This is a genomic window from Janthinobacterium sp. 75 (assembly GCF_004365495.1).
Taxonomy (GTDB): Bacteria; Pseudomonadota; Gammaproteobacteria; order Burkholderiales; family Burkholderiaceae_D; genus Janthinobacterium.
Window position 1 is genome coordinate 1,043,983 of record NZ_SORD01000001.1, and the last position, 26,897, is coordinate 1,070,879.

At 56.7% G+C, this 26,897-nt stretch carries 12 protein-coding genes, 4 tRNA genes and 5 rRNA genes; 13 read left to right on the forward strand and 8 right to left on the reverse strand.

The annotated features are described in order from the left end of the window. Window positions 1–78: 78 nt before the first annotated feature. The 9 genes from C8C89_RS04900 to rrf (C8C89_RS04940) all read left to right on the forward strand — a co-directional run bounded on the left by C8C89_RS04900 (window position 79) and on the right by rrf (C8C89_RS04940) (window position 9,546). A tRNA-Ile gene (locus tag C8C89_RS04900) sits at window positions 79–155 on the forward strand. Window positions 156–226: 71 nt separating this feature from the next. Further along, window positions 227–302 (forward strand) — tRNA-Ala (locus C8C89_RS04905). Window positions 303–545: 243 nt separating this feature from the next. Further along, window positions 546–3,421: ribosomal RNA gene (locus tag C8C89_RS04910) — 23S ribosomal RNA — on the forward strand. A 138-nt stretch (window positions 3,422–3,559) separates the two neighbouring features. Beyond that, window positions 3,560–3,672, forward strand: a 5S ribosomal RNA gene (rrf, locus tag C8C89_RS04915). Between the two features lie 702 nt (window positions 3,673–4,374). After that, window positions 4,375–5,905 (forward strand): 16S ribosomal RNA (locus tag C8C89_RS04920). Between the two features lie 79 nt (window positions 5,906–5,984). After that, window positions 5,985–6,061 (forward strand) — tRNA-Ile (locus C8C89_RS04925). A 25-nt stretch (window positions 6,062–6,086) separates the two neighbouring features. After that, a tRNA-Ala gene (locus tag C8C89_RS04930) sits at window positions 6,087–6,162 on the forward strand. Window positions 6,163–6,405: 243 nt separating this feature from the next. Further along, window positions 6,406–9,295, forward strand: a 23S ribosomal RNA gene (locus tag C8C89_RS04935). Window positions 9,296–9,433: 138 nt separating this feature from the next. Then, a 5S ribosomal RNA gene (gene rrf / locus C8C89_RS04940) occupies window positions 9,434–9,546 on the forward strand. Together the 16S, 23S and 5S rRNA genes with 4 tRNA genes alongside form the textbook arrangement of a ribosomal RNA operon. Before the next feature lie 222 nt (window positions 9,547–9,768). On the opposite strand, the gene dacB is transcribed toward rrf (C8C89_RS04940), so the two are convergent. After that, window positions 9,769–11,271 carry a D-alanyl-D-alanine carboxypeptidase/D-alanyl-D-alanine-endopeptidase gene (dacB, locus tag C8C89_RS04945; protein ID WP_133989036.1) on the reverse strand — a complete coding sequence of 501 codons (1,503 nt, stop codon included), beginning with the start codon at window positions 11,269–11,271 and terminating at the stop codon, window positions 9,769–9,771. Between the two features lie 8 nt (window positions 11,272–11,279). Then, window positions 11,280–12,518 (reverse strand): nucleoside recognition domain-containing protein, encoded by a 1,239-nt coding sequence (locus C8C89_RS04950; RefSeq protein WP_101483253.1) that lies wholly within the window; start codon window positions 12,516–12,518, stop codon window positions 11,280–11,282. Window positions 12,519–12,735: 217 nt separating this feature from the next. Between C8C89_RS04950 and C8C89_RS04955 the strand changes: the two genes are divergently transcribed. From C8C89_RS04955 to C8C89_RS04970, 4 genes are all read left to right on the forward strand, one after another. Then, the gene (locus C8C89_RS04955; RefSeq protein ID WP_133993143.1) at window positions 12,736–14,544 is read left to right on the forward strand and encodes an ABC transporter substrate-binding protein; all 1,809 of its coding nucleotides are present in this window, start codon (window positions 12,736–12,738) and stop codon (window positions 14,542–14,544) included. 216 nt (window positions 14,545–14,760) lie between these two features. Next, window positions 14,761–17,514, forward strand: a complete 2,754-nt coding sequence (locus C8C89_RS04960; RefSeq protein WP_243857899.1) for a TonB-dependent receptor — start codon at window positions 14,761–14,763, stop codon at window positions 17,512–17,514. 89 nt (window positions 17,515–17,603) lie between these two features. Further along, window positions 17,604–18,683, forward strand: coding sequence for an LD-carboxypeptidase (locus tag C8C89_RS04965; RefSeq protein WP_133989037.1), 1,080 nt, complete (start codon window positions 17,604–17,606; stop codon window positions 18,681–18,683). An 87-nt stretch (window positions 18,684–18,770) separates the two neighbouring features. After that, a complete protein-coding gene (locus C8C89_RS04970; protein ID WP_101483251.1) occupies window positions 18,771–19,664 on the forward strand; it encodes a YihY/virulence factor BrkB family protein in 894 nt (297 codons plus the stop codon). A 464-nt stretch (window positions 19,665–20,128) separates the two neighbouring features. Here the strand turns inward: C8C89_RS04970 and C8C89_RS04975 are convergent, their stop codons facing one another. The 6 genes from C8C89_RS04975 to C8C89_RS05000 all read right to left on the reverse strand — a co-directional run bounded on the left by C8C89_RS04975 (window position 20,129) and on the right by C8C89_RS05000 (window position 26,810). Next, complete coding sequence (locus C8C89_RS04975; RefSeq protein WP_133989038.1) at window positions 20,129–21,256, reverse strand: acyl-CoA dehydrogenase family protein; 1,128 nt, start codon at window positions 21,254–21,256, stop codon at window positions 20,129–20,131. Between the two features lie 40 nt (window positions 21,257–21,296). Continuing rightward, window positions 21,297–21,965 carry an SDR family oxidoreductase gene (locus C8C89_RS04980; RefSeq protein WP_101483249.1) on the reverse strand — a complete coding sequence of 223 codons (669 nt, stop codon included), beginning with the start codon at window positions 21,963–21,965 and terminating at the stop codon, window positions 21,297–21,299. A 75-nt stretch (window positions 21,966–22,040) separates the two neighbouring features. After that, window positions 22,041–23,237, reverse strand: coding sequence for an acetyl-CoA C-acyltransferase (locus tag C8C89_RS04985; protein ID WP_101483248.1), 1,197 nt, complete (start codon window positions 23,235–23,237; stop codon window positions 22,041–22,043). Then, the gene (gene aceK, locus C8C89_RS04990; RefSeq protein WP_133989039.1) at window positions 23,230–25,032 is read right to left on the reverse strand and encodes a bifunctional isocitrate dehydrogenase kinase/phosphatase; all 1,803 of its coding nucleotides are present in this window, start codon (window positions 25,030–25,032) and stop codon (window positions 23,230–23,232) included. The genes C8C89_RS04985 and aceK overlap by 8 nt, the downstream gene beginning before the upstream one ends. Before the next feature lie 53 nt (window positions 25,033–25,085). Further along, window positions 25,086–26,270, reverse strand: coding sequence for an isovaleryl-CoA dehydrogenase (locus tag C8C89_RS04995; protein ID WP_101483246.1), 1,185 nt, complete (start codon window positions 26,268–26,270; stop codon window positions 25,086–25,088). A gap of 135 nt (window positions 26,271–26,405) precedes the next feature. Further along, window positions 26,406–26,810, reverse strand: a complete 405-nt coding sequence (locus C8C89_RS05000; RefSeq protein ID WP_034753754.1) for a MerR family DNA-binding transcriptional regulator — start codon at window positions 26,808–26,810, stop codon at window positions 26,406–26,408. Window positions 26,811–26,897 lie beyond the last annotated feature (87 nt).

Genomic DNA, 26,897 nt, shown 5'->3' on the forward strand with positions numbered 1-26,897 from the left:
TAGAGTTTGCACGAGTCAGTAATGATTCACGCATCAAATGTTCACACTTATCGGCTGTTAATATAAAGAACAGCATTTGGGGCTGTAGCTCAGCTGGTTAGAGCACCGTGTTGATAACGCGGGGGTCGTTGGTTCGAGTCCAACCAGCCCTACCAGAAAAAACTGGGGGTAAGGTGGACGCTAGTCCAAGCAGCCCTACCAGTTTCTGCAGTCTGGAAATACCCTAGGGGGATTAGCTCAGCTGGGAGAGCACCTGCTTTGCAAGCAGGGGGTCGTCGGTTCGATCCCGTCATCCTCCACCAAAAGTTCAAACGTAAATCAGTGCTGATTAATGCACGGGGATTTAGGTTTGGTCTTTTCGAGATCAAGTGCTGTATGTTCTTTAAAAATTTGGAAGAAGTAAAGATTATTTATTGATTGATTTGCCGTAAAAAGCAAATCGATGGGTAATGATTGTATGTATCAACAAACAAGCAACAACGTTGTACTTTCTTATCCCTGTAGCGCTCTTTCATTATGCAAATGATGAGAGGCTAACGTTATAGGGACAAGCGAATAAGTGCACATGGTGGATGCCTTGGCGATTACAGGCGATGAAGGACGTAGTAGCTTGCGATAAGCTGCGGGGAGTGAGCAAACACACTTTGATCCGCAGATTTCCGAATGGGGCAACCCACCCTTTTAGGGTATTGCATACTGAATACATAGGTATGCAAGGCGAACGCGGCGAACTGAAACATCTAAGTAGCTGCAGGAAAAGAAATCAACCGAGATTCCCAAAGTAGCGGCGAGCGAAATGGGAGGAGCCTGTACGTGATAGTCGGACTGATAGAAGAATCCTCTGGAAATAGGAACCGTAGCGGGTGATAGTCCCGTATTCGAAATCAGACCGGTGATACTAAGCGTACGACAAGTAGGGCGGGACACGTGACATCCTGTCTGAATATGGGGGGACCATCCTCCAAGGCTAAATACTCGTAATCGACCGATAGTGAACCAGTACCGTGAGGGAAAGGCGAAAAGAACCCCGGAAGGGGAGTGAAATAGATCCTGAAACCGTGTGCATACAAACAGTAGGAGCGGACTTGTTCCGTGACTGCGTACCTTTTGTATAATGGGTCAGCGACTTACATTCAGTGGCAAGGTTAACCATATAGGGAAGCCGTAGAGAAATCGAGTCCGAATAGGGCGATCAGTCGCTGGGTGTAGACCCGAAACCAAGTGATCTACTCATGGCCAGGATGAAGGTGCGGTAACACGCCCTGGAGGTCCGAACCCACTAATGTTGAAAAATTAGGGGATGAGCTGTGGGTAGGGGTGAAAGGCTAAACAAACTTGGAAATAGCTGGTTCTCTCCGAAAACTATTTAGGTAGTGCCTCAAGTATCACCATCGGGGGTAGAGCACTGTTATGGCTAGGGGGTCATTGCGACTTACCAAACCATTGCAAACTCCGAATACCGATGAGTGCGAGCTTGGGAGACAGACGTCGGGTGCTAACGTCCGGCGTCAAGAGGGAAACAACCCAGACCGCCAGCTAAGGTCCCAAAGATTGGCTAAGTGGAAAACGAAGTGGGAAGGCTAAAACAGTCAGGATGTTGGCTTAGAAGCAGCCATCATTTAAAGAAAGCGTAATAGCTCACTGATCGAGTCGTCCTGCGCGGAAGATGTAACGGGGCTAAGCCAGTCACCGAAGCTGCGGATATCCTTTATTGGATATGGTAGGAGAGCGTTCTGTAAGCCTGCGAAGGTGTCTTGTAAAGGATGCTGGAGGTATCAGAAGTGCGAATGCTGACATGAGTAGCGATAATGGGGGTGAAAAGCCTCCACGCCGTAAGCCCAAGGTTTCCTGTTCAACGTTCATCGGAGCAGGGTGAGTCGGCCCCTAAGGCGAGGCAGAGATGCGTAGCTGATGGGAAGCAGGTTAATATTCCTGCACCGTCGTATGATGCGATGGGGGGACGGATCGCGGAAGGTTGTCCAACTGTTGGAATAGTTGGTTTTTGGCTCATAGAAGGCACTTAGGCAAATCCGGGTGCGGAATTCAAGGGGTTGAGACGAGTGAACTTGTTCACGAAGCAATCGGAAGTGGTTCCAAGAAAAGCCTCTAAGCTTCAGTCATACGAGACCGTACCGCAAACCGACACAGGTGGGCGAGATGAGTATTCTAAGGCGCTTGAGAGAACTCGGGAGAAGGAACTCGGCAAATTGGTACCGTAACTTCGGGAAAAGGTACGCCCCGGTAGCTTGATTGGTTTACTCCATGAGGGTGAAAGGGTTGCAATAAACTGGTGGCTGCGACTGTTTAATAAAAACACAGCACTCTGCAAACACGAAAGTGGACGTATAGGGTGTGACGCCTGCCCGGTGCTGGAAGATTAAATGATGGGGTGCAAGCTCTTGATTGAAGTCCCAGTAAACGGCGGCCGTAACTATAACGGTCCTAAGGTAGCGAAATTCCTTGTCGGGTAAGTTCCGACCTGCACGAATGGCGTAACGATGGCCACACTGTCTCCTCCCGAGACTCAGCGAAGTTGAAATGTTTGTGATGATGCAATCTACCCGCGGCTAGACGGAAAGACCCCATGAACCTTTACTGTAGCTTTGCATTGGACTTTGAACCAATCTGTGTAGGATAGGTGGGAGGCTTTGAAGCGGGGACGCTAGTTCTCGTGGAGCCAACCTTGAAATACCACCCTGGTTTGTTTGAGGTTCTAACCTTGGTCCGTTATCCGGATCGGGGACAGTGCATGGTAGGCAGTTTGACTGGGGCGGTCTCCTCCTAAAGTGTAACGGAGGAGTTCGAAGGTACGCTAGATACGGTCGGACATCGTGTTGATAGTGCAATGGCATAAGCGTGCTTAACTGCGAGACTGACAAGTCGAGCAGGTACGAAAGTAGGACATAGTGATCCGGTGGTTCTGTATGGAAGGGCCATCGCTCAACGGATAAAAGGTACTCTGGGGATAACAGGCTGATTCCTCCCAAGAGTTCATATCGACGGGGGAGTTTGGCACCTCGATGTCGGCTCATCACATCCTGGGGCTGTAGCCGGTCCCAAGGGTATGGCTGTTCGCCATTTAAAGTGGTACGTGAGCTGGGTTTAAAACGTCGTGAGACAGTTTGGTCCCTATCTGCCGTGGGCGTTGGAAATTTGAAGGGGGCTGCTCCTAGTACGAGAGGACCGGAGTGGACGAACCTCTGGTGTACCGGTTGTCACGCCAGTGGCATTGCCGGGTAGCTAAGTTCGGAAGAGATAACCGCTGAAAGCATCTAAGCGGGAAACTTGCCTTGAGATGAGATTTCCCAGAGCCTTGAGCTCTTTGAAGGGTCGTTCGAGACCAGGACGTTGATAGGCTGGGTGTGGAAGTGCAGTAATGCATTAAGCTAACCAGTACTAATTGCCCGTACGGCTTGTCCCTATAACCTTAGCAGGTACAGAGGATGAGACGGTACAACGTTGTGAGTTTGTTGATACTACTATTCATTACCCCAATCTTTGCTTCTTCCAGATTCAGGCTTTGTCGCTCAATTGAGGACAAATGCCAGTACAAGTTATGCCTGATGACCATAGCAAGTTGGTCCCACCCCTTCCCATCCCGAACAGGACCGTGAAACAACTTTGCGCCGATGATAGTGCTGCAACCAGTGTGAAAGTAGGTTATCGTCAGGCTTGTTATTCGCAGTAGAAGAAAACCCCACCGGACTCCGGTGGGGTTTTTTTTCGTCTGGAGATTTATTCTCCAGGCATTACTGGCAAATTACTGCTAATGCTGCCGTCAACTGCTGTTATCTTCCTTGTCGATGCTGCTGCAGTTGCCTGGCCGGCGCGGGGCTGGTGCAGTTGCATGTAGATCAGCCCGTTCATATGCAAGCGTCAACGGGCACCAGGGCGTTCCGGATGGTATTACCTGGTCAATTTGATGGCGATATGGCATCGCATAATTAAATTTCACACTTTCGTAGAATAAACCTTGCTGCCTGCGTATAGCTTTGCTATAGTTCGCCTCCCCAATGAGACGCTGCAGTTTGCGAAACAAAGGGATCACTGGAAACGGTGAGGGTAGTAAAAAAGAAGGTTGACGGATGTAGTGAAATGCTTCATACTCTTCCTTCTTCGCAGCTGACAAACACAACGCTTTGTCGATAGCGCGAAAGCAGTAACCGATTACAGTTCTTTAACAATTAACAGTCGATAAGTGTGGGCATTTGATGTAAGTGCAGCGCCAATCTTCGGATTGGCGTCTAACTTAAAATATCAAATGTTCACAAGAAATAATGAAATAGGATACTTCTTCGGAAGTAGCCTGTCAGTTTTTTGAGTGAGCGACCCGTCGCAAGACGGTGCCAATAAAATGGCAAAGTAACAGAGATTAAACTGAAGAGTTTGATCCTGGCTCAGATTGAACGCTGGCGGCATGCCTTACACATGCAAGTCGAACGGCAGCACGGAGCTTGCTCTGGTGGCGAGTGGCGAACGGGTGAGTAATATATCGGAACGTACCCTAGAGTGGGGGATAACGTAGCGAAAGTTACGCTAATACCGCATACGATCTAAGGATGAAAGTGGGGGATCGCAAGACCTCATGCTCGTGGAGCGGCCGATATCTGATTAGCTAGTTGGTAGGGTAAAAGCCTACCAAGGCATCGATCAGTAGCTGGTCTGAGAGGACGACCAGCCACACTGGAACTGAGACACGGTCCAGACTCCTACGGGAGGCAGCAGTGGGGAATTTTGGACAATGGGCGAAAGCCTGATCCAGCAATGCCGCGTGAGTGAAGAAGGCCTTCGGGTTGTAAAGCTCTTTTGTCAGGGAAGAAACGGTGAGAGCTAATATCTCTTGCTAATGACGGTACCTGAAGAATAAGCACCGGCTAACTACGTGCCAGCAGCCGCGGTAATACGTAGGGTGCAAGCGTTAATCGGAATTACTGGGCGTAAAGCGTGCGCAGGCGGTTTTGTAAGTCTGATGTGAAATCCCCGGGCTCAACCTGGGAATTGCATTGGAGACTGCAAGGCTAGAATCTGGCAGAGGGGGGTAGAATTCCACGTGTAGCAGTGAAATGCGTAGATATGTGGAGGAACACCGATGGCGAAGGCAGCCCCCTGGGTCAAGATTGACGCTCATGCACGAAAGCGTGGGGAGCAAACAGGATTAGATACCCTGGTAGTCCACGCCCTAAACGATGTCTACTAGTTGTCGGGTCTTAATTGACTTGGTAACGCAGCTAACGCGTGAAGTAGACCGCCTGGGGAGTACGGTCGCAAGATTAAAACTCAAAGGAATTGACGGGGACCCGCACAAGCGGTGGATGATGTGGATTAATTCGATGCAACGCGAAAAACCTTACCTACCCTTGACATGGCTGGAATCCCGGAGAGATTTGGGAGTGCTCGAAAGAGAACCAGTACACAGGTGCTGCATGGCTGTCGTCAGCTCGTGTCGTGAGATGTTGGGTTAAGTCCCGCAACGAGCGCAACCCTTGTCATTAGTTGCTACGAAAGGGCACTCTAATGAGACTGCCGGTGACAAACCGGAGGAAGGTGGGGATGACGTCAAGTCCTCATGGCCCTTATGGGTAGGGCTTCACACGTCATACAATGGTACATACAGAGCGCCGCCAACCCGCGAGGGGGAGCTAATCGCAGAAAGTGTATCGTAGTCCGGATTGTAGTCTGCAACTCGACTGCATGAAGTTGGAATCGCTAGTAATCGCGGATCAGCATGTCGCGGTGAATACGTTCCCGGGTCTTGTACACACCGCCCGTCACACCATGGGAGCGGGTTTTACCAGAAGTAGGTAGCTTAACCGTAAGGAGGGCGCTTACCACGGTAGGATTCGTGACTGGGGTGAAGTCGTAACAAGGTAGCCGTATCGGAAGGTGCGGCTGGATCACCTCCTTTCTAGAGTTTGCACGAATCAGTAATGATTCACGCATCAAATGTTCACACTTATCGGCTGTTAATATAAAGAACAGCATTTGGGGCTGTAGCTCAGCTGGTTAGAGCACCGTGTTGATAACGCGGGGGTCGTTGGTTCGAGTCCAACCAGCCCTACCAGTTTTTGCAGTCTGGAAATACCCTAGGGGGATTAGCTCAGCTGGGAGAGCACCTGCTTTGCAAGCAGGGGGTCGTCGGTTCGATCCCGTCATCCTCCACCAAAAGTTCAAACGTAAATCAGTGCTGATTAATGCACCGGGATTTAGGTTTGGTCTTTTCGAGATCAAGTGCTGTATGTTCTTTAACAATCTGGAAGAAGTAAAGATTATTTATTGATTGGTTTGCCGTAAAAAGCAAATCGATGGGTAATGATTGTATGTATCAACAAACAAGCAACAACGTTGTACTTTCTTATCCCTGTAGCGCTCTTTCATTATGCAAATGATGAGAGGCTAACGTTATAGGGACAAGCGAATAAGTGCACATGGTGGATGCCTTGGCGATTACAGGCGATGAAGGACGTAGTAGCTTGCGATAAGCTGCGGGGAGTGAGCAAACACACTTTGATCCGCAGATTTCCGAATGGGGCAACCCACCCTTTTAGGGTATTGCATACTGAATACATAGGTATGCAAGGCGAACGCGGCGAACTGAAACATCTAAGTAGCTGCAGGAAAAGAAATCAACCGAGATTCCCAAAGTAGCGGCGAGCGAAATGGGAAGAGCCTGTACGTGATAGTCGGACTGATAGAAGAATCCTCTGGAAATAGGAACCGTAGCGGGTGATAGTCCCGTATTCGAAATCAGACCGGTGATACTAAGCGTACGACAAGTAGGGCGGGACACGTGACATCCTGTCTGAATATGGGGGGACCATCCTCCAAGGCTAAATACTCGTAATCGACCGATAGTGAACCAGTACCGTGAGGGAAAGGCGAAAAGAACCCCGGAAGGGGAGTGAAATAGATCCTGAAACCGTGTGCATACAAACAGTAGGAGCGGACTTGTTCCGTGACTGCGTACCTTTTGTATAATGGGTCAGCGACTTACATTCAGTGGCAAGGTTAACCGAATAGGGAAGCCGTAGAGAAATCGAGTCCGAATAGGGCGATCAGTCGCTGGGTGTAGACCCGAAACCAAGTGATCTACTCATGGCCAGGATGAAGGTGCGGTAACACGCCCTGGAGGTCCGAACCCACTAATGTTGAAAAATTAGGGGATGAGCTGTGGGTAGGGGTGAAAGGCTAAACAAACTTGGAAATAGCTGGTTCTCTCCGAAAACTATTTAGGTAGTGCCTCAAGTATCACCATCGGGGGTAGAGCACTGTTATGGCTAGGGGGTCATTGCGACTTACCAAACCATTGCAAACTCCGAATACCGATGAGTGCGAGCTTGGGAGACAGACGTCGGGTGCTAACGTCCGGCGTCAAGAGGGAAACAACCCAGACCGCCAGCTAAGGTCCCAAAGATTGGCTAAGTGGAAAACGAAGTGGGAAGGCTAAAACAGTCAGGATGTTGGCTTAGAAGCAGCCATCATTTAAAGAAAGCGTAATAGCTCACTGATCGAGTCGTCCTGCGCGGAAGATGTAACGGGGCTAAGCCAGTCACCGAAGCTGCGGATATTGTTCTGTGATTTATCACAGATATATATGGTAGGAGAGCGTTCTGTAAGCCTGCGAAGGTGTCTTGTAAAGGATGCTGGAGGTATCAGAAGTGCGAATGCTGACATGAGTAGCGATAATGGGGGTGAAAAGCCTCCACGCCGTAAGCCCAAGGTTTCCTGTTCAACGTTCATCGGAGCAGGGTGAGTCGGCCCCTAAGGCGAGGCAGAGATGCGTAGCTGATGGGAAGCAGGTTAATATTCCTGCACCGTCGTATGATGCGATGGGGGGACGGATCGCGGAAGGTTGTCTGACTGTTGGAATAGTCAGTTTCTGTCTCATAGAAGGCGCTTAGGCAAATCCGGGCGCGGAATTCAAGGGGATGGGACGAGTGAACTTGTTCACGAAGCAATCGGAAGTGGTTCCAAGAAAAGCCTCTAAGCTTCAGTCATACGAGACCGTACCGCAAACCGACACAGGTGGGCGAGATGAGTATTCTAAGGCGCTTGAGAGAACTCGGGAGAAGGAACTCGGCAAATTGGTACCGTAACTTCGGGAAAAGGTACGCCCCGGTAGCTTGATTGGTTTACTCCATGAGGGTGAAAGGGTTGCAATAAACTGGTGGCTGCGACTGTTTAATAAAAACACAGCACTCTGCAAACACGAAAGTGGACGTATAGGGTGTGACGCCTGCCCGGTGCTGGAAGATTAAATGATGGGGTGCAAGCTCTTGATTGAAGTCCCAGTAAACGGCGGCCGTAACTATAACGGTCCTAAGGTAGCGAAATTCCTTGTCGGGTAAGTTCCGACCTGCACGAATGGCGTAACGATGGCCACACTGTCTCCTCCCGAGACTCAGCGAAGTTGAAATGTTTGTGATGATGCAATCTACCCGCGGCTAGACGGAAAGACCCCATGAACCTTTACTGTAGCTTTGCATTGGACTTTGAACCAATCTGTGTAGGATAGGTGGGAGGCTTTGAAGCGGGGACGCTAGTTCTCGTGGAGCCAACCTTGAAATACCACCCTGGTTTGTTTGAGGTTCTAACCTTGGTCCGTTATCCGGATCGGGGACAGTGCATGGTAGGCAGTTTGACTGGGGCGGTCTCCTCCTAAAGTGTAACGGAGGAGTTCGAAGGTACGCTAGATACGGTCGGACATCGTGTTGATAGTGCAATGGCATAAGCGTGCTTAACTGCGAGACTGACAAGTCGAGCAGGTACGAAAGTAGGACATAGTGATCCGGTGGTTCTGTATGGAAGGGCCATCGCTCAACGGATAAAAGGTACTCTGGGGATAACAGGCTGATTCCTCCCAAGAGTTCATATCGACGGGGGAGTTTGGCACCTCGATGTCGGCTCATCACATCCTGGGGCTGTAGCCGGTCCCAAGGGTATGGCTGTTCGCCATTTAAAGTGGTACGTGAGCTGGGTTTAAAACGTCGTGAGACAGTTTGGTCCCTATCTGCCGTGGGCGTTGGAAATTTGAAGGGGGCTGCTCCTAGTACGAGAGGACCGGAGTGGACGAACCTCTGGTGTACCGGTTGTCACGCCAGTGGCATTGCCGGGTAGCTAAGTTCGGAAGAGATAACCGCTGAAAGCATCTAAGCGGGAAACTTGCCTTGAGATGAGATTTCCCAGAGCCTTGAGCTCTTTGAAGGGTCGTTCGAGACCAGGACGTTGATAGGCTGGGTGTGGAAGTGCAGTAATGCATTAAGCTAACCAGTACTAATTGCCCGTACGGCTTGTCCCTATAACCTTAGCAGGTACAGAGGATAAGACGGTACAACGTTGTGAGTTTGTTGATACTACTATTCATTACCCCAATCTTTGCTTCTTCCAGATTCAGGCTTTGTCGCTCAATTGAGGACAAATGCCAGTACAAGTTATGCCTGATGACCATAGCAAGTTGGTCCCACCCCTTCCCATCCCGAACAGGACCGTGAAACAACTTTGCGCCGATGATAGTGCTGCAACCAGTGTGAAAGTAGGTTATCGTCAGGCTTGTTATTCGTAGTAGAAGAAAACCCCACCGGACTCCGGTGGGGTTTTTTTTCGTCTGGTGGTTAGCCCCAAGCGAAGGCTGGGGTCAGACCCCCTCGCTCGTTAGCAATGACTTTTGCGTTAGCGGCATTGAGGGTCTGACCCCGGCTGTTCATCAGCTGCCAATGCAAAAGCCGAAAAAAAGGCAGCGCTGCGCGCTGCCTTTCTGTCTTTGCTTTCCTTTTATTGGCCGGCGACCACCGGCGTGGCACCGCTCCTGGCCACCCACTCGATCAGCGCATCGACGGCGGCGCGGCCATTGCCATTGCCCACCAGGTCGCTATTGATCATGGCAACCACTATGCACAGCTGGTTGTTGGCATCGGGTACATAGCCGGCGATGGCCACCACATTTTTTAATGTGCCCGTCTTGATGCGCGCGCGCGCGGCGGCCTGGCTGTTCAACAGGCGCTTGCGCATGGTGCCGTCCAGCGCCACGATGGGCAGGCTGGACTGGAACTCGGGCGCCCACGGACTTTGCTGCATCGCTTGCAGCACGCCAGCCAGTTGCGCCGGCGCAATGCGTCCCGTGCGCGACAGGCCGGAACCGTTGTCGACCAGCATGCCCTGGGTATCGATATTGTGTCGCTGGAACCATTCCTGGATGACTAGCCGCGCCCGGCTGGCCGTATCTTCCGGCGCTGCCATGGCAACGGGACGGCTGCCCAGCCAGCCATCGCTTTGCAAGCTGCCCAGGCTCAGGAACAAGGTGCGGGCCAGGGTGTTATCGGACGTCTTATTGATATCTCGCAAGACCTCTGGCAAGGCGCGTGCCACATGGTCGGCCAGCATGCGCGTGCCGACCGGTTCGGCCGTCGGCGGCAAGCCCGTAAACGGCGCTTCGCGCACCGTGCCCGTGATCGTGCCACCCAGGCGTTTCCAGGTCGCACGGAACAGCCGGTCCGCATAGTCGTTGCGATCAAGCACATTGATGCTGGTGGCCTTGTTGCAATTTTGCGGGAAGGTGCCGTGCAGTATCACCTGCAGCTTGCCGCTCGCATCGCGCCGATATTCGGGCGGGCGCCAGCCATCTTCCCACCGGGCGCAGCTGCCCTTGACCAGCTTCATGTCGCTGGTGATGCTGACATTCTCGAGCGGCGGCTGCATGAGGATGCTCAATTGCCGATCCGTTGAGTTCATGTTGATATCGAGCAAATTGGTGTTCAGCAATAAGGCATCGGGAATGACGTTGTAGCGGAACTCGGCCGACTCGTCGAAGGGCAGTGCGCCAATGTCCGGCCGGGCCGGCTGGAATAGCTGGCGGTCCAGGATCAGGTCACCCTTGATTTTTACGATGCCCTGGTTGCGCAGGGTTTGCAGCATGTGTGCCAGCACGTCCGCGTTGAAATCCGTGTCGGCGCCGCCGCGCAGGATCAAGTCGCCCTTCAGCACGCCATTGATGACGTCGGCGCTGGTGCGCAACTCGGTGCGGCCGCGGAAGATGGGACCCAATTGCTCCAGGCCCACGGCCGTCGTCACCAGCTTCATGGTGGACGCGGGCTGCATGCTGCGCCCGGCGCCGTGCGACAGCACGGTGGTGTTGCCGCGCAAGACGATGGCGCCCATGGCGTCTTCGGGGATACTCGCGCTGCGCAGCAGCAGGCTGACGGATTCGGGCAATTGCGCCTGTGCATTGGACAGGCCGATGCCAGCCAGCAAGGCGGCGATGAGGATGGGACGAAACATGGCGCTCCTTAGTGGAAAAAGACGTAGGCGACAAAGACGGCCGTGACCACGCCAGCGAGATCCGCGATGAGGCCGGCCGTGATCGCATAGCGCGTCTTGCGGATGCCCACCGAGCCGAAGTACAGGGCCACAATATAGAAGGTGGTGTCGGCCGAGCCCTGGAACACGCAGGCCAGGCGGCCGACGAAGGAGTCGACGCCGTAGGTATTCATGGCATCGATCATCATGGCTTTCGAGCCGGAGCCGCTGAGCGGCTTCATCATGGCCGTCGGCAGGGCGGGCACGAAATCCGTATTGATGCCCAGGTTGGCGAAGAACCAGTTCATGCCGCTCATCATGAAATTGAATACGCCTGCATTGCGGATCACGCTGATGGCCACCAGCATGCCGACCAGGTAGGGAATCACGGTAATCGAGGTCTGGATGCCGCCCTTCGCCCCTTCGATGAAGGCGTCATACACGTTCACTTTCTTGCGCAGGGCGCCGATGATGAAAATGGCGATGACGCTGATTAATACCAGGTTGCTGACCACTTTCGACACCAGCTCGATTTCCTGTTTCGTCAGGTATTGCGTGAAGTACCAGATCATGGCCACGATAGCGCTCGTCATGCCGCCCATCCAGCCCAGCACGACCCTGTTGAGCAAGTTGATGCGTTGCTTGATAGACACCGTGATGATGCCGACCATGGTGGCGACATAGGTGGCGATCATGCAGGGGATAAAGATGTCGGACGGGTCGGCCGCGCCGAGGATGGAGCGCTGCGCCATGATGGCCAGCGGGATCAGGGTCAGGCCCGAGGTGTGCAGCACCAGAAACATGATTTGTGCATTCGTCGCCTCTTCCTTGTTCGGGTTCAAGGTCTGCAGGCTTTCCATGGCCTTCAAGCCGAAGGGCGTGGCCGCATTGTCCAGTCCCAGCAGGTTGGCCGAAAAATTCATCACCATGTGGCCGGTCGCTGGATGGTCCTTGGGAATTTCCGGGAAGATGCGCGAAAAGAAGGGCGCGATCACTTTCGCCAGCCAGCCTACGATGCCTGCCTTTTCACCGATGTTCATGATGCCCAGCCACAAGGTCATCACGCCCGCCAGCGGCAGGGCGATATCCATCACGCCCATGCGCGCCGTTTCGAACGTGCCATCGATGATGCGTTTGAAGATATCGGTATCGCCGAGAAATAGCCACTGCAGCACTGCGGCCAGGAAGCCAACGAGGAAAAAGCCGGACCAGATGTAATTAAGTGCCATATTCGATCAGTTCTGTATGTCGGGAGTGAAAAATGTCTGCATACAAAGTATAGGGGCAGCCCGATACGAGTTGATGAAAGAATGCAGCAATCACATGCCAAAAAGTTATAAGCTGGCAGCCTGTTTTCATTGGCGCCCCGTACTGTGCCCGAGTAGTCTCGGTGATGCCTGTTCTTCACGTTTGTTTGTTAGCCCTGTCTGCACTGGATCACTGATGATGTTTTTACGCAAAACCGCCTGCGCCGCCGGCCTGGCACTGTTGACGCTGTTCACCGCACCGGGCATTGCTGCCACCGATGTGGCCGCCCGGGCGAACAAGACCCTGCACTTGTTTTTGAGCACCAGCGAGACGGGCCTGGACCCGGCCGTGGCGTCCGACCTGGCCAGCCTGAACCTGATGGAAAATATCTTCGACCCCTTGCTGCGCTACGACTACCTGGCGCGACCGGTGCAGCTGCAGGGCAATACGGTGCGGGGCTTGCCGACGGTGGAAGATGGTGGGCGCACGTATATCTTCCATTTGCAGCCCGGTATTTTCTTTACCCCCGATCCCGCCTTCAAGGGCAAGCCGCGCGAAGTGACGGCGCAGGATTATGTCTACAGCCTGACGCGGCTGTATGACCCTAGCCTGAAGTCGCCGTGGTTGTTCTTGCTGGAAGACAAGCTGGTGGGCGATGCGACCCTGAAAGCCAAATTTAGCTACGACACGCCGATCGCCGGCTTGCAGGCGCTGGACAAATACACCCTGCGCATCCGCCTGAACGGCGTCGACCCGAACTTTCTGTTTTACCTGGCCATGCCGGCCACCGGCGTGGTGGCACGCGAAGTGGCCGACGCGTATGCGGCGCCGGGACAGATCGGCAACCATCCCGTGGGCACGGGGCCGTTCCTGGTGAAGGAATGGAAGCGCAGCGACAAGATCGTGCTGCAAGCCAATCCGACTTTCCGTGCCACCGTGTTCCATACGGAAGCCAGGGCGCTGGCCGCCTTGCCGGTCGACGCGCGCGCCATCGCCGCTTCGCTGGAAGGCCAGCGCTTGCCCCTGGTCGAGCGTATCGAGGTGCGCATCGTTGAAGAATATCAATCGCGCATGCTGGGTTTCCTGAAAGGCGAATTCGACTACCTGGAGCAAGTGCCGGAATCGATGACGGACATGGTGCTGGAAAATGGCGCGCTGAAGCCGGCGCTGGCCGCCAAGGGCTTGCAGCTGACGCGTTTTCCCGTGCTGCAAACATATTATATGTGGATGAATATGGACGATCCCGTGTTGGGCGGCACGAGCAAGGACAAGCTGGCCCTGCGGCGCGCCATTGCCCTCAGCTACAACAGCCGCGAAGACATCGCGCTGTTGAAGAAAGGCCTGGCCTTGCCGGCGCAGTCGCCGCTGCCGCCCAATGTGCTCGGTTACGATAGGAGCTACCGCAGCCCGGTCGGCTACGATCCCGTGCTGGCGCGCGCCCTGCTGGATCGCTTTGGCTACAAGGCGGGCGCCGACGGTTTCCGCACGCAGCCCGATGGCAGGCCCTTGACCTTGACCATGCACACGGAGCCGAGCACGGTGGGACGCCTGCGCGATGAACTGTGGCGGCGCAACCTGAACGCAATCGGCTTGCGGGTGGAATTTAAAAGCGACAAGAAGACGGAAATCATCAAGGCGTCGCGCCTGGGCAAGGTGCAGATGTTCGAGACCAACTGGATCGCCGACTTCCCCGATGGCGATAACTTTATGCAATTGTTGTATGGCGGCAACGTTGGCCGTGCCAACTATGCCCGCTTCAACTTGCCCGATTACAATAAACGCTATGAGGAGGCGCGCCTGCTATCCGATACGCCGCGCCGACGCAGTCTGTACTTCGACCTGTTTCAGCTGATCCACGCATACACGCCGTGGGTGCTGCTGACACATCCCATCTCTGCCGACCTGCAGCAACCGTGGCTAAAAAACTACAGGCGCCACCCCGTGGAATTCACGTCCTGGCGCTACCTGGACGTCGATCCCGCCAAGGGCCGCCCTGCAGGCAAGTGAGCAGGCGGTTGAAAAGGGCATTCATTCCAAAAAGTTATGGTTAGGAAAGCATTTTTCATTGGCTGGCTGCGGATGCATCGCGCTACTCTGAAAATGAAAATAAATAAAGTCATGCGCAAATGTCATAAAAAAATGTACCGCGAGACAGACGTTGCGACATATCTAACAGCCTGACTTGATGACTCAAGTTTCGATTGCCCAACAAGGAGAAGACCTGTGAAATTGAAGAAGCTAGCGCAGTTGGTGGCATTGATGGGGGTGGTGGGGCCGGTAATGGCACAGGAAGCGGCGGCGCCAGCGCTGCAACGGGTCGAAGTCACGGGCAGCAGTATCAAGCGCGTGGCCAAGGAAGGCGCGCTGCCGGTGCAAGTCATCACCTTTGACCAGATCGAAAAACAGGGCATCACGTCGACCGAGCAATTGGTGCGCACCTTGTCGGCGAATGGCACGGGCGCCGATAACATGACGTCGGGCAATAACGTGTTTGGCGCCGATGCCGACCGCGTCAGTGGTGGCGCCTCGTTCGCCTCGCTGCGCGGCCTGGGACCGTCGAGCACCCTGGTGCTGTTGAACGGCCGCCGCATCGCCACGCACGGCGCCAGCGGCAAGTCGGTCGACCTGAACTCGATCCCGCTGGGCGCGATTTCGCGCGTGGAAATCCTCAAGGATGGCGCCTCGGCGATCTATGGCACGGACGCCATCGGCGGCGTGATCAATTTCATTCTGAAAACCAATTACAGCGGCGTGGAAGCATCCGTCTCCACCAACGACACGCAAGCGGGCGGCGGCGCCACGCGCCGCGCATCCCTTCTGGCCGGCACGGGTTCGCTGGAGTCGGACCGCTACAACATCATGGCCAGCCTGACCGTCGACAAGGCCGAGCGCCTGAACGGCAGCGACCGCTCCTTCGTCAACGGCTTCCAGCCGGGCCGCGGCCTGTCGCCCGATACCACGGGCACGCCGTTTGCCAACCAGATGGCAGGGACCGGCACGGCACTGGGCACGTCGTTCCAGCTGCCTGGCGATGCGACCAAATACCTGCAAGCCAATCCGCTGAGCTTCCAGGGCAAGTGCGACACCGTCGCCGGCATGTCGCAATACCAGACGGAACTGTGGAAAGACGTGACCTCGCCGCTGCGCACCAGGTATTCGTGCGCGTATGACTATGGCGCCGACTATGTGCTGCAATTTCCTGTCGAACGGGCCAATCTGCTGTCGCGCGGCACCTTCCAGCTGGCGCCCGACCACCGCATGTTTGTCGAAGTGCTCGGTTCACGCACCAAGGCCACGGCCATCTTGACGCCGATGCAGGTGCAGGCGACTGTCGCCAACAAGAATTTGTATCCGGTCGGTGGCGCGTATTACCAGGACCTGTCGGCCTATATCCCTACTTTCGACAAGACCAAGCCGATTTCCTACAAATGGCGCGCCAATGACGTGGGCAACCGCACGCAGGAAAATACCACCGACAATGCCCGCGTGCTGGTGGGCTTTGAAGGCAACTTCGGCAAGTGGGATTACAAGGCCGGCATTTCGCGCGCCGAAAGCAGCACCAAGACCAAGCTGACGGATGGCTATTCCTACACGGACAAGCTGTACGCGGCCCTGGCGACGGGCATCATCAATCCGTGGGTGGGCGCTGGCCAGAGCCAGACGGAAGCGGCCAAGCAATTGATCGAATCGACCAAGTTCCGTGGCGACTTCCAGCACGGCAAGACAACCCTGACGCAGATCGACGGTTCCGTGTCGGGTGAGCTGTTCCAGCTGCCGGCCGGTGCGCTGGCTATGGCGGCCGGTTTTGACTTGCGCCGCGAAGGCTACAGTTTCGGGCAGGACGTCGATGCCATCCAGATCCTGCTGGCGCCGGGGAATGCCGCATTAAAAGATGCCAGCCGTACCGTCAAGGCCGTATATGCCGAGCTGCTGGTGCCGGTCACGAAGGACCTGGAAATGCAGCTGGCCATCCGCCGCGACGATTACAGCCTGGTGGGCGCGACGACGAATCCGAAAGTGGCCTTCCGCTACCAGCCGGCCGACTTCCTGCTGTTCCGTGGCTCGGCCAGCAAGGGTTTCCTTGCGCCAAGCTTCCAGCAGCTGTATTCCGGTTCGCTGAGCCAGGAATTGCCGAACGGCGTGGTTGACCAGGAAGGCTGCGCCAAGCATCCGGGCGTGCCCGAATACTGCGCTATCGACCATCTCGACTACAAGACGGGCGGTAATACCAATCTGAAGCCGGAAACGTCGAAGCAGGGCAGCGTCGGTTTTGTCATTGAGCCATTCAAGGGATATTCCGCCTCGTTCGACTACTGGGCCATCAATACCAAGGACCGCATCCTGAACCGCACGCCGCAAATCGTGCTGGCCAATTACCAGGCGCTGAACCAGTACATCCACCGCAATCCGGATGGCACCATCGAGTACGTGCAGGCGGGCTGGATCAATGCGGCAGGCAGCCGCGTGCGCGGCCTCGACGTGGGCTTGCGCGGCGAAGGCAAGATCCAGGACGCGAAATGGACGGCGACCCTGGACGGCACGTATATGGACAGCTTCAAGTTTGCGGAGTATCAAGGCCAGGAATACCAGGAACTGGTCGGCAAGTTTTATACGCGCGATCTGTACCTGCGCTGGAAACACAATGCCAGCTTTGGCGTGTCGCGTGGCGACTGGAGCGGCTTGCTGATCCAGAGTTTTTCGTCGGGCTACAAGGACCAGGTGCCAAATGGCGGCAAGGGCACGCCACCACCGGGCTTCAAGCCCGACGTGTCCAGCTACACTACGTATAACTTGTCGGGCACCTACACGGGCTTCAAAGATACCACCATCACTGTGGGTATCCAGAACCTGTTCGACCGCGATCCACCGTTCACCGCGCACAACGTGGATGAAGTGGTGGGCGCCGGCTGGGACCCGCGCGTGGCCGATCCGCGCGGCCGTTCGCTGTCGTTCCAGCTGAAGTACAAGTTCATGTAAGGCAGCGCTGCCGGCGGCAAGATTGTCGGCATGCTACTCTCGTGCGGCGGCGCCTGGCGTCGCCGTTTTTTATTCCAGGAAAGGGCCGCATGTCCAGTCAGACCAATCTCAGCCGGCGCCGCTTCGGCGGCGTACTGGCCGCCACTCTGGGGGCGGCAGGCACACCGGCGTGGGCGGCGGCCACGCAAGGGAAGGGCAAACGCATGCAACAGCAACACGCATTGATCAAACCGGCGCGCCTGCGCGACGGCGACTTGGTGGCCATCATCGCACCGGGCGGTTTTACGGATGAGGATGCCATCGCCAAGGCGGTGCGCAATATCGAATCGCTGGGCTTGCGCGCCAGCCTGGGCACCAACATCCGCGCCGTGCACGGCAACTATGCGGGCACGGTGCAGCAGCGCCTCGACGATCTGCATGGGGCTTTCGCCGATCCCGAGGTCAAGGCGATCTGGGCCATCCGTGGCGGCTCCGGCTGCATCTCGCTGCTGGCGCTGCTCGACTACGCCTTGATCCAGCGCAATCCGAAAGTGCTGGTCGGCTATTCCGACATCACGGCCCTGCACCTGGCCATCAGACGCCAGACGGGCCTGGTGACCTTCCACGGCCCCGTGGCCTCGTCCACGTTTTCCGAGTACACGGTGACGCAGCTGCGCAATGTGCTGATGACGCCGCAAGACAGTTACACGATCCCGATGGCGCTGGACAACCACCGCCGTGCGCAGACGCAGCCCAACTTCGCCATCCGCACCGTGCATGGCGGCCAGGCGACGGGACGCTTGACGGGCGGCAACCTGTGCATGGTCAGCGCGCTGGCCGGCACACCGTATGCGGCCGATTTCCGCGAGCATATTTTGTTCCTCGAAGAAATCAATGAAGTGCCATACCGCATCGACCGCATGCTGTGCCAGCTCGACCTGTCCATCGGTTTCAAGCATGCGGCGGCATTGATGCTGGGCATCTTCGAGCATTGCGAGGCGGCCGAGGGCGATACCGCGCTGACCCTGGATGCCACCCTGGACCAGCATCTGCTGCCATTGACGGTGCCGGCCGTCAGCGGCTATTCGTTTGGCCACATCCGCCACCAGTTCACCATACCGATGGGTATATTGGCGACCCTGGATGCGGACCGGCAAACCTTGACCTTGCTGGAGCCGGCCGTCTGCTAGCGTACGGTGCAGCAGGGGGATTGTCAGTATGCTAGTGTGATTGCAGGCGTGGCACGAGGCCGCGCCGCCTTCTTCACCACACCCGACATGATCAACCGCCACGCCAGTACCTACATCCTCAGCCATCCGCTGGCCTTCGCGCTGCAGGTGCTGAAGGGATTCCGCGCCAACCAGGGCTTGCTGCTGGCGGGCGCCGTCGCGTATTACTCGCTGCTGTCCATCGTGCCCCTGCTGATGCTGGTGGTGGTGGCCCTGTCGCACGTAATCGCGCAGGACGAATTGCTGCAAACCATAGGCCATTACCTGGAGTGGCTGGTGCCGGGGCAATCGAAGGCCATCGTGGCGGAAGTCGCGCATTTTCTCAATAACCGGGGCGTGATCGGCTGGCTGCTGCTGCTGACCATGCTGTTTTTCAGTTCCTTGGCGTTTACCGTGCTGGAAAACGCCATGAGCGTGATTTTCATTCACCGCGTGGCCATCCGCCGCCGCCATTTCCTCATTTCCGCCGTGCTGCCGTACTGCTACATCCTGTGCCTGGGCGTGGGCATCTTGCTCATTACCCTGGTGGCGGGCGGCCTGCAGGTGATGGGCGAGGAAAGCGTGCGTTTCTTGCGCCATGACTGGGGCCTGGAAGGCGTGTCAGGCGTGCTGCTGTACTTGCTCGGGCTGGGAGGGGAAATCCTCGTATTGAGCTCGATTTACCTGGTCATGCCCGTCGGGCGGCTGTCGATCACGCATGCGCTGATCGGCGGCGTGACGGCGGCCCTGCTGTGGGAAATCGCCCGCCATGTGCTGGTCTGGTATTTTTCCACTTTGTCGCAGGTCAATGTCGTGTATGGATCGATGACGACGGCCATCGTCGTCATGTTCAGCCTGGAAATCGGCGCCACCCTGCTGCTGTTGGGCGCACAAGTGATTTCCGAGTACGAAAGAGTGGCCCGTGGCGGCGAAGAGGACAAGCCGCTGGCGCTAAGGACTTGATTTAAAAAGATTATTGCATCGCACAAAAAGCTGTGCTATACTCCGTTCAGTGATTGAGATTTGGCAGCAAATGATCTCACCATCCAGTTTCAGCGCGGCGACCGACAGGTGTAATGTCGATGGCGTGACAGTGCGAAGAAATGGATTTTGTAATTCCGGATACGATGGTCGATTTACACCTTGGAGTCACCATGCAGATAGCATGGGAGTCCGAAAATCAGGAGGCACTTTGCAGATAGCACTGGCGTCCATGACACGATTAAAGCATTGGTAATACATTGGAACAAAGCCCGCGCTAGCGGGCTTTTTTTTCGTCTGGTGGGCGCGTTTATAAACCTACTGCGCAGCCCGCTCTCGAATCGGCGTTACTCGCCGTACCGAAGTACGGCTGCGTTACTCAATCCGATATCGGGCTTGCTCGCTACGGTTTCTAAAAGCGCTGAGACTGTTACTTCCAAATACTTTTACAAGGCCCTGGCGATCAGGATTTTCTGGATATCGCTGGTGCCCTCGTAGATCTGGCATACACGCACGTCGCGGTAGATGCGTTCGACGGGGAAGTCGGACACATAACCGTAGCCACCGTGCACCTGGATAGCGTCCGAGCACACTTTTTCCGCCATTTCCGACGCGAACAGCTTGGCCATGGCCGCTTCCTTCAGGCATGGCAGGCCCGCATCCTTCATCGACGCCGCGTGGCGTATCAACTGGCGCGCCGCTTCGATTTGCGTGGCCATGTCAGCCAGGCGGAATTGCACGGCCTGGTGTTCATAGATGGGTTTGCCGAAACTTTCGCGCTCGCGCGCATAGCTCAAGGCCGCCTCGTAGGCGGCGCGCGCCATGCCCACAGCTTGCGAAGCGATGCCGATGCGTCCGCCTTCCAGGCCGGACAGGGCGATCTTGTAGCCTTGTCCTTCTTCGCCTATCAGATTTTCCGCCGGGATGCGGCAGTTGTCGAACAGGATTTGCGCCGTATCCGACGAGTGCTGGCCCATCTTCTGTTCCAGTCCCGCCACGATGTAGCCAGGCGTGTTCGTCGGCACCCAGAACGCGCTGATGCCGCGCTTGCCGGCGGCCTTGTCGGTTACGGCCATGACGATGGCCACGTCCGCATACTTGCCGCTGGTAATGAATTGTTTCGTGCCGTTGATGACGTACTCATTGCCGTCGCGCGTGGCTGTGGTGCGCAGGGCCGAGGCGTCGCTGCCCGTGTGCGGTTCCGTCAGGCAAAATGCCCCCAGCATGGCGCCTTGTGCCAGCGGCCGCAGCCACTGTTCCTTTTGTGCGTCGTTGGCGTACATCATGGCGATGCTGCACACGGGGCAATTATTCACGGAAATGATGGTCGAGGTGCCGCCATCACCGGCGGCGATTTCTTCCAGTACGAGGGCCAGCGACACGTAGTCGAGGCCGGCACCGCCCAGCGCTTCCGGCACGGCCACGCCAAAGGCGCCCAGCGCGGCCAGTTCCTGCAATTCTTCTTTGGGGAAATGATGTTCCTTGTCCCAGCGGGCCGCATGGGGCGCCAGGCGCTCGCGCGAAAAACTGCGCAGCGCTTCCTGGATCATCGATTGTTCTTCATTGAGTATCATGGGACGTCGTCTCGTATATTTTTATAGTGGATACAGGCAATTACCAGGCGATGGGCTTGCCATCATAGTTGCGGAACACGGCCTTGTCCGTGGCCGGCAGGCTGGCCAGGGTGGCGCGGATGCCGGCAGCGCTTTCCTCTGGTGAAATATCGGCGCCGGCGCCACCCATGTCCGTGCGTACCCAGCCCGGATGGAAAGCCACGCAGCTGACGCCTTGCGGGCCATGCACGAGGGCCGTGTCGATCAGCACGGAATTCAAGGCGGCCTTGCTGGCGCGGTACAGTGAACCGCTGGGGTTGCCGCGCTCGCTCAAGGAACCCATGTGCGAGGACAGCACGGCCAGTTTACCCTTGGCATTCGCTACCAGCGGCGCCAGTATCGGCAGCAGGCGCATGGCTGCCAGCACGTTCGTGTGCATGACGAGATCAAAATCTGCTTGTGCCGGAAAACCGTCGTGACGGGGGCCATATACGCCCGCATTGAGGATGGCCACATCGAGCTTTTCATCGTCGAGCTTCCAGCCCAGGCCGGCACAGCCTTCCACATCCGTCACGTCGAGCTGGTGCGCTTCCGCGCCCAGTTGCCTGAGCGTATCGCAAGCGTCCGGTGTGCGCGCCGTGGCGATCACTCTCCAGCCATCGTGGCGGTATTGACGGACGATTTCGTGGCCGATGCCACGCGAGGCGCCGATGATTAGTGCGGTAGGCATGTGTTCTCCCTGGAATGAATGAAAAGGCGCGCCCCTGACAATGATTGCCCGTGCGCGCCCGTGCTCAGGAACAGCTTATACCAGTTCGATCGCCATCGCCGTCGCTTCGCCGCCGCCGATGCACAGGGCCGCCACGCCGCGCTTGCCGCCGGTTTTCTTCAGTGCACCCAGCAGGGTGACGATGATGCGCGCGCCCGAGGCGCCGATCGGGTGGCCCAGCGCGCACGCGCCGCCGTGGATGTTGATCTTGCTGTGTGGAATGTCGAGGTCGTGCATGGCGGCCATCGGCACGGCGGCGAACGCTTCATTAATCTCGAACAAGTCTACCTTGCTGCTGCTCCAGCCCGTTTTGGCGTACAGCTTCTTGATGGCGCCGATGGGGGCCGTGGTGAACTCGTTCGGCGCCTGCGCGTGCGTGGCGTGGCCGTGAATTTTTGCGATGACGGTGCAGCCGAGCTTTTTCGCCGTCGATTCGCGCATCAGCACCAGGGCTGCCGCGCCATCGTTGATGGACGAAGACGAGGCGGCCGTGATGGTGCCATCCTTCTTGAAGGCGGCTTTCAAGGTCGGGATTTTTTCCAGGCGAGCCTTTTGCGGGCCTTCATCGATGCTGACGATGGTGTCGCCGCCGCGGCCGGAAACGGTCACGGGTACGATTTCCCATTCGAAACTGCCATCCTTGGTGGCCGCTTGGGCGCGTTTCACTGATTCGATGGCAAATGCATCCTGCGCTTCGCGCGTGAAGCTGTACTGGCTGGCGCACTCTTCTGCAAACGTACCCATCGAGCGTGCATTGCCCTTTTCATCACGGCTGTAGGCGTCTTCCAGGCCATCCATCATCATGTGGTCATAAATCATGCCGTGGCCGATGCGGTAGCCGCCGCGCGCCTTCGGCACCAGGTAGGGGGCGTTGGTCATCGATTCCATGCCACCCGCTACCACCACGTCGGCACTGCCGGCGAGCAAGGTGTCATGCGCGAACATGGTTGTCTGCATGGCCGAGCCGCACATTTTCGACAGCGTCACGGCGCCCGTGGAGTCGGGCAAGCCAGCCTTGCGCAAGGCTTGGCGGGCAGGCGCCTGGCCTTGGCCAGCCATCAGGCAATTGCCGAAAAACACGTGCTCAACGGCTTCCGGCGCCACGCCGGCCCGTTCCACTGCGGCGCGGATGGCCACGGCGCCCAGGTCGCTGGCGGTCACGTTGGCAAAATCGCCCTGGAAGGCGCCCATGGGGGTGCGTGCGGCACCGACGATTACGACTGGATCATTCATGTTGGATCTCCGGTTGGGTTGAGGATGGTGACTGCTTACAAAAACGCATGTGCTGCGGATACGGGAAGACGTCCTCGATATGGCCGTCTTCGATGCGCTGCTTGCGCGCCTGCCAATATTGCGCCGTCAGCAGGTCGGCATGGTGCTGCATGAAATAGGCGCGGATGCGGGGATTGCCCAGCAGAAAGGTGCCGAATTGTTCGGGAAACACATCGTGCTTTCCGATGGGATACCACGGTTCGGCCGACATTTCTTCCTCCTCCGTGCGCGCCTGGGGGATGACGCGGAACTGGCAATCGGTGATGTACTCGATCTCATCGTAATCGTAAAAAACGACACGTTGATGACGGGTCACGCCAAAGTTTTTATACAGCATGTCGCCCGGAAAGATATTCGCCGCCACCAGCTCCTTGATGGCGTTGCCGTACTCGACGATGCCGTGTTCGACCAGGTCATCGCGGCCTTCCTTTTCTGCATTGCTCAGCCACATGTTCAGCGGCACCATGCGCCGTTCGATGTACAGATGGCGGATGATGATCTGCTCCTGGTCTTCCTCGACCAGCGAGGGGGCGAACTGCTTGAGCTCGGCCAGCAGTTCCTCGGCAAAGCGGGCGCGGGGAAAGGCCACGTTGGAGTACTCGAGCGTGTCGGCCATGCGGCCCACTCTGTCGTGGTGTTTCACCAGCAAATACTTTTGCTGGACTTGCGCGCGCGTGGTTTCCTTGGGTGGCGGGAAAAAATCCTTGATGACCTTGAAGACATACGGAAACGACGGCAGGGCAAACACCAGCATCACCAGGCCGCGGATGCCGGGCGCGCTTTCAAAGTGGTCCGACGAGTGTCTCAGATGCTGCAGGTAGTCGCGGTAAAACAGGGTCTTGCCCTGTTTTTGCAGGCCAAGTATCGTATAAATTTCGCTGCGCGGTTTGCGCGGCAGCAAGCTGCGCAGGAATTGCACATAGGCCGACGGTACTTCCATATCCACCAGGAAATACGCGCGCGTAAACGAAAACAGCACGGCAATCTGCTGCTGCTCGAACAGCACCGTATCGAGCACCAGCTTGCCGTGGCGGTTGTGCAGGATGGGTACGACAAACGGGTATTCGCGGTTGCCGTTGATGCCCTTGCCGACCAGATAGGCACCCTTGTTGCGGTAGAACAAACTGGTCAAGACCTGGAGCTGGTGGTTCGGCTCCAGCCTGTCGCCGCCGAACAGCTGCTGCAAGCGCACTTCCACCTGGGCCACGTCACGCTCCAGGTTGGCAAATGCGCAGTCCAGCTGGAAGTTATTCACCATGCGCGTCAGGGTGGGGCGCAAACCATCTTTGCCCGGGTAATACACGCGGTAGGTGGGCACCGGGTCTTGCGTGTCGATGTATTCCGTGGAAACGACGGGACGCACGAAAATATAGTCGTTATTGAAATAAGTGCGGTGCAAAATGTTGCAGCAGACGGAATTGAAGAAGGTTTCCGCCAGTTCCGGCTGCTTGTGTTCCGTCAGCATGCCAATGTAGTGCAACTTGAGTTCGCGCCACACTTCGTCGCTCAACTCCGACTCTTCGTACTCATCTTCGAGCATCTGCACGCATTCCTGCACGCGCTTGTCATAAAAGTCGATGCGTTCGCGGGCCGCCGTCTGTGCCGCGCTCCAGGCGCCTTGCTCGAAATAGCGCTTGGCGTGCTGGCTCGTTTCACGGAATAAACGGTAATGCTTGTCAAAGCCATCGCGGATGGTGCGCGCGATATCGAATGCAATCTGGGAAGAGAGCAATTTGGGGAAGGCAATTTGCGTCATATCTGTACTCGCATGAATAGCTCATCACCCAGTCGATAACCGCGCGCCCGTGCTTACTTGGTTTCCGCAAACAGTTCACGGCCTATCAGCATGCGGCGGATTTCGCTGGTCCCGGCGCCGATTTCATACAGCTTGGCATCGCGCCACAGGCGGCCGGCCGGATACTCGTTGATGTAGCCGTTGCCGCCCAGGGCCTGGATCGCTTCACCTGCCATCCAGGTCGCCTTCTCCGCACTATACAGAATGGCGCCGGCCGCATCCTTGCGCAACTGGCGCACGGCTTCCGGCGTGGTGGCGCGGTCGCAAGCCTGGCCCACTGCATACACATAGGCCTTGCACGCCATCATGGTCGAATACATATCGGCCAGTTTGCCTTGCATCAATTGGAACTCGCCGATGGCCTGGCCGAATTGCTTGCGGTCATGCACGTAGGGTACGACCAGGTCCATGCATGCTTGCATGATGCCCAGCGGGCCGCCGGACAGCACGGTGCGCTCGAAGTCGAGGCCCGACATCAGCACGTTGACACCCTTGCCCAAACCACCGAGCACGTTTTCGGCCGGCACTTCGCAATCCTGGAATACCAGCTCGCCCGTGTGCGAGCCGCGCATGCCCAGCTTGTCGAGCTTTTGCGCGATGGAAAATCCCTTGAAATTCTTTTCGATCAGGAAAGCCGTCATGCCGCGCGGACCCGCTTCCAGGTCGTTTTTCGCGTACACCACCAGCACGTCCGCATCGGGGCCATTGGTGATCCACATCTTGGTGCCGTTCAAGACCCAGCGGTCGCCCTTGAAGTCGGCGCGCAGTTTCATGCTGACGACATCCGAGCCCGCGTTCGGTTCCGACATGGCCAGGGCGCCAATGTGCTCGCCCGTGATCAGTTTCGGCAGGTACTTGGCCTTTTGCTCGGCCGTGCCGTTGCGCTTGATCTGATTCACGCACAGGTTCGAGTGGGCGCCGTAGGACAGGCCAACGGAGGCCGAGGCGCGCGAGATTTCTTCCATGGCGATGATGTGCGCCAGGTAGCCCATGCCGGCGCCGCCGTATTCTTCGCTGACGGTGATACCGAGCAAGCCCATGTCGCCCATCTTGCGCCACAGGTCCATGGGGAACTGGTCGGTGCGGTCGATTTCAGCCGCGCGCGGCGCGATTTCGGCGGCGGCAAATTGTTGGATCGCTACTCTTAAGGAGGCGATGTCGTCGCCGTGGTCAAAGGTCAAGCCTGGGAGATGGAGCATGTCGTCCTCGTCGTTATAGTGTGGCGGTCATGGATGCCGGGTCAGTAAAGCTATGATACTCAGTTGTGACGTTTACGTAAACGTAAAGTGAGGCGCGTAAAGCGCTCTGCGCGGCAAGTGTCGCCGCGTGGGCACCTAGTTTGTTTGCGCCTTATCAAGGTTCAAGTCCGCCAACATGCGCGCGCAGGCATCTTCATGCGCGCTGATTTCCGCCAGTGCCATTTCGATATCGATGCGCTGCTGCTCCAGGGTTTGCCGGTGCTGCGCCAGCACGCCCAGGAAGCGGTCCATCTGAGCGCGCGTATCTTTCGGCGACTCGTACATGTCGACCAGGCTCTTGATCTCCGATAGCGCCAGGCCCAGGCGCTTGCCGCGCAGGGTCAGTTTGAGGCGGGTGCGGTCGCGCGGCGTGTAGACGCGGCTGCGTCCGCCTGCGCCTTCGCGTTTCGGGCTGAGCAAGCCCTGGTCTTCATAGAAACGGATGGCGCGTGCCGTGATGTCGAATTCCCGCGCCAGTTCGGTAATGGTATAGGTCGTCATTGCTGCGGGCGGTGTCGGTTGCATGGGTGATCGGTCGATAAATGGGGTGCTGCGGGGCAGGCGGGTGGCAAAGTGCCGTTTACGTCA

What these genes read in the sequence shown, in the direction of transcription:
- C8C89_RS04970 (WP_101483251.1), top strand. Translation starts at nt 18,771, where the DNA reads ATGATCAACCGCCACGCCAGTACCTACATCCTCAGCCATCCGCTGGCC.
- C8C89_RS04955 (WP_133993143.1), top strand. Translation starts at nt 12,736, where the DNA reads ATGTTTTTACGCAAAACCGCCTGCGCCGCCGGCCTGGCACTGTTGACG.
- C8C89_RS04995 (WP_101483246.1), bottom strand. Translation starts at nt 26,270, where the DNA reads ATGCTCCATCTCCCAGGCTTGACCTTTGACCACGGCGACGACATCGCC.
- C8C89_RS05000 (WP_034753754.1), bottom strand. Translation starts at nt 26,810, where the DNA reads ATGACGACCTATACCATTACCGAACTGGCGCGGGAATTCGACATCACG.
- dacB (WP_133989036.1), bottom strand. Translation starts at nt 11,271, where the DNA reads ATGTTTCGTCCCATCCTCATCGCCGCCTTGCTGGCTGGCATCGGCCTG.
- C8C89_RS04950 (WP_101483253.1), bottom strand. Translation starts at nt 12,518, where the DNA reads ATGGCACTTAATTACATCTGGTCCGGCTTTTTCCTCGTTGGCTTCCTG.
- C8C89_RS04975 (WP_133989038.1), bottom strand. Translation starts at nt 21,256, where the DNA reads ATGATACTCAATGAAGAACAATCGATGATCCAGGAAGCGCTGCGCAGT.
- C8C89_RS04980 (WP_101483249.1), bottom strand. Translation starts at nt 21,965, where the DNA reads ATGCCTACCGCACTAATCATCGGCGCCTCGCGTGGCATCGGCCACGAA.
- C8C89_RS04985 (WP_101483248.1), bottom strand. Translation starts at nt 23,237, where the DNA reads ATGAATGATCCAGTCGTAATCGTCGGTGCCGCACGCACCCCCATGGGC.
- aceK (WP_133989039.1), bottom strand. Translation starts at nt 25,032, where the DNA reads ATGACGCAAATTGCCTTCCCCAAATTGCTCTCTTCCCAGATTGCATTC.
- C8C89_RS04965 (WP_133989037.1), top strand. Translation starts at nt 17,604, where the DNA reads ATGTCCAGTCAGACCAATCTCAGCCGGCGCCGCTTCGGCGGCGTACTG.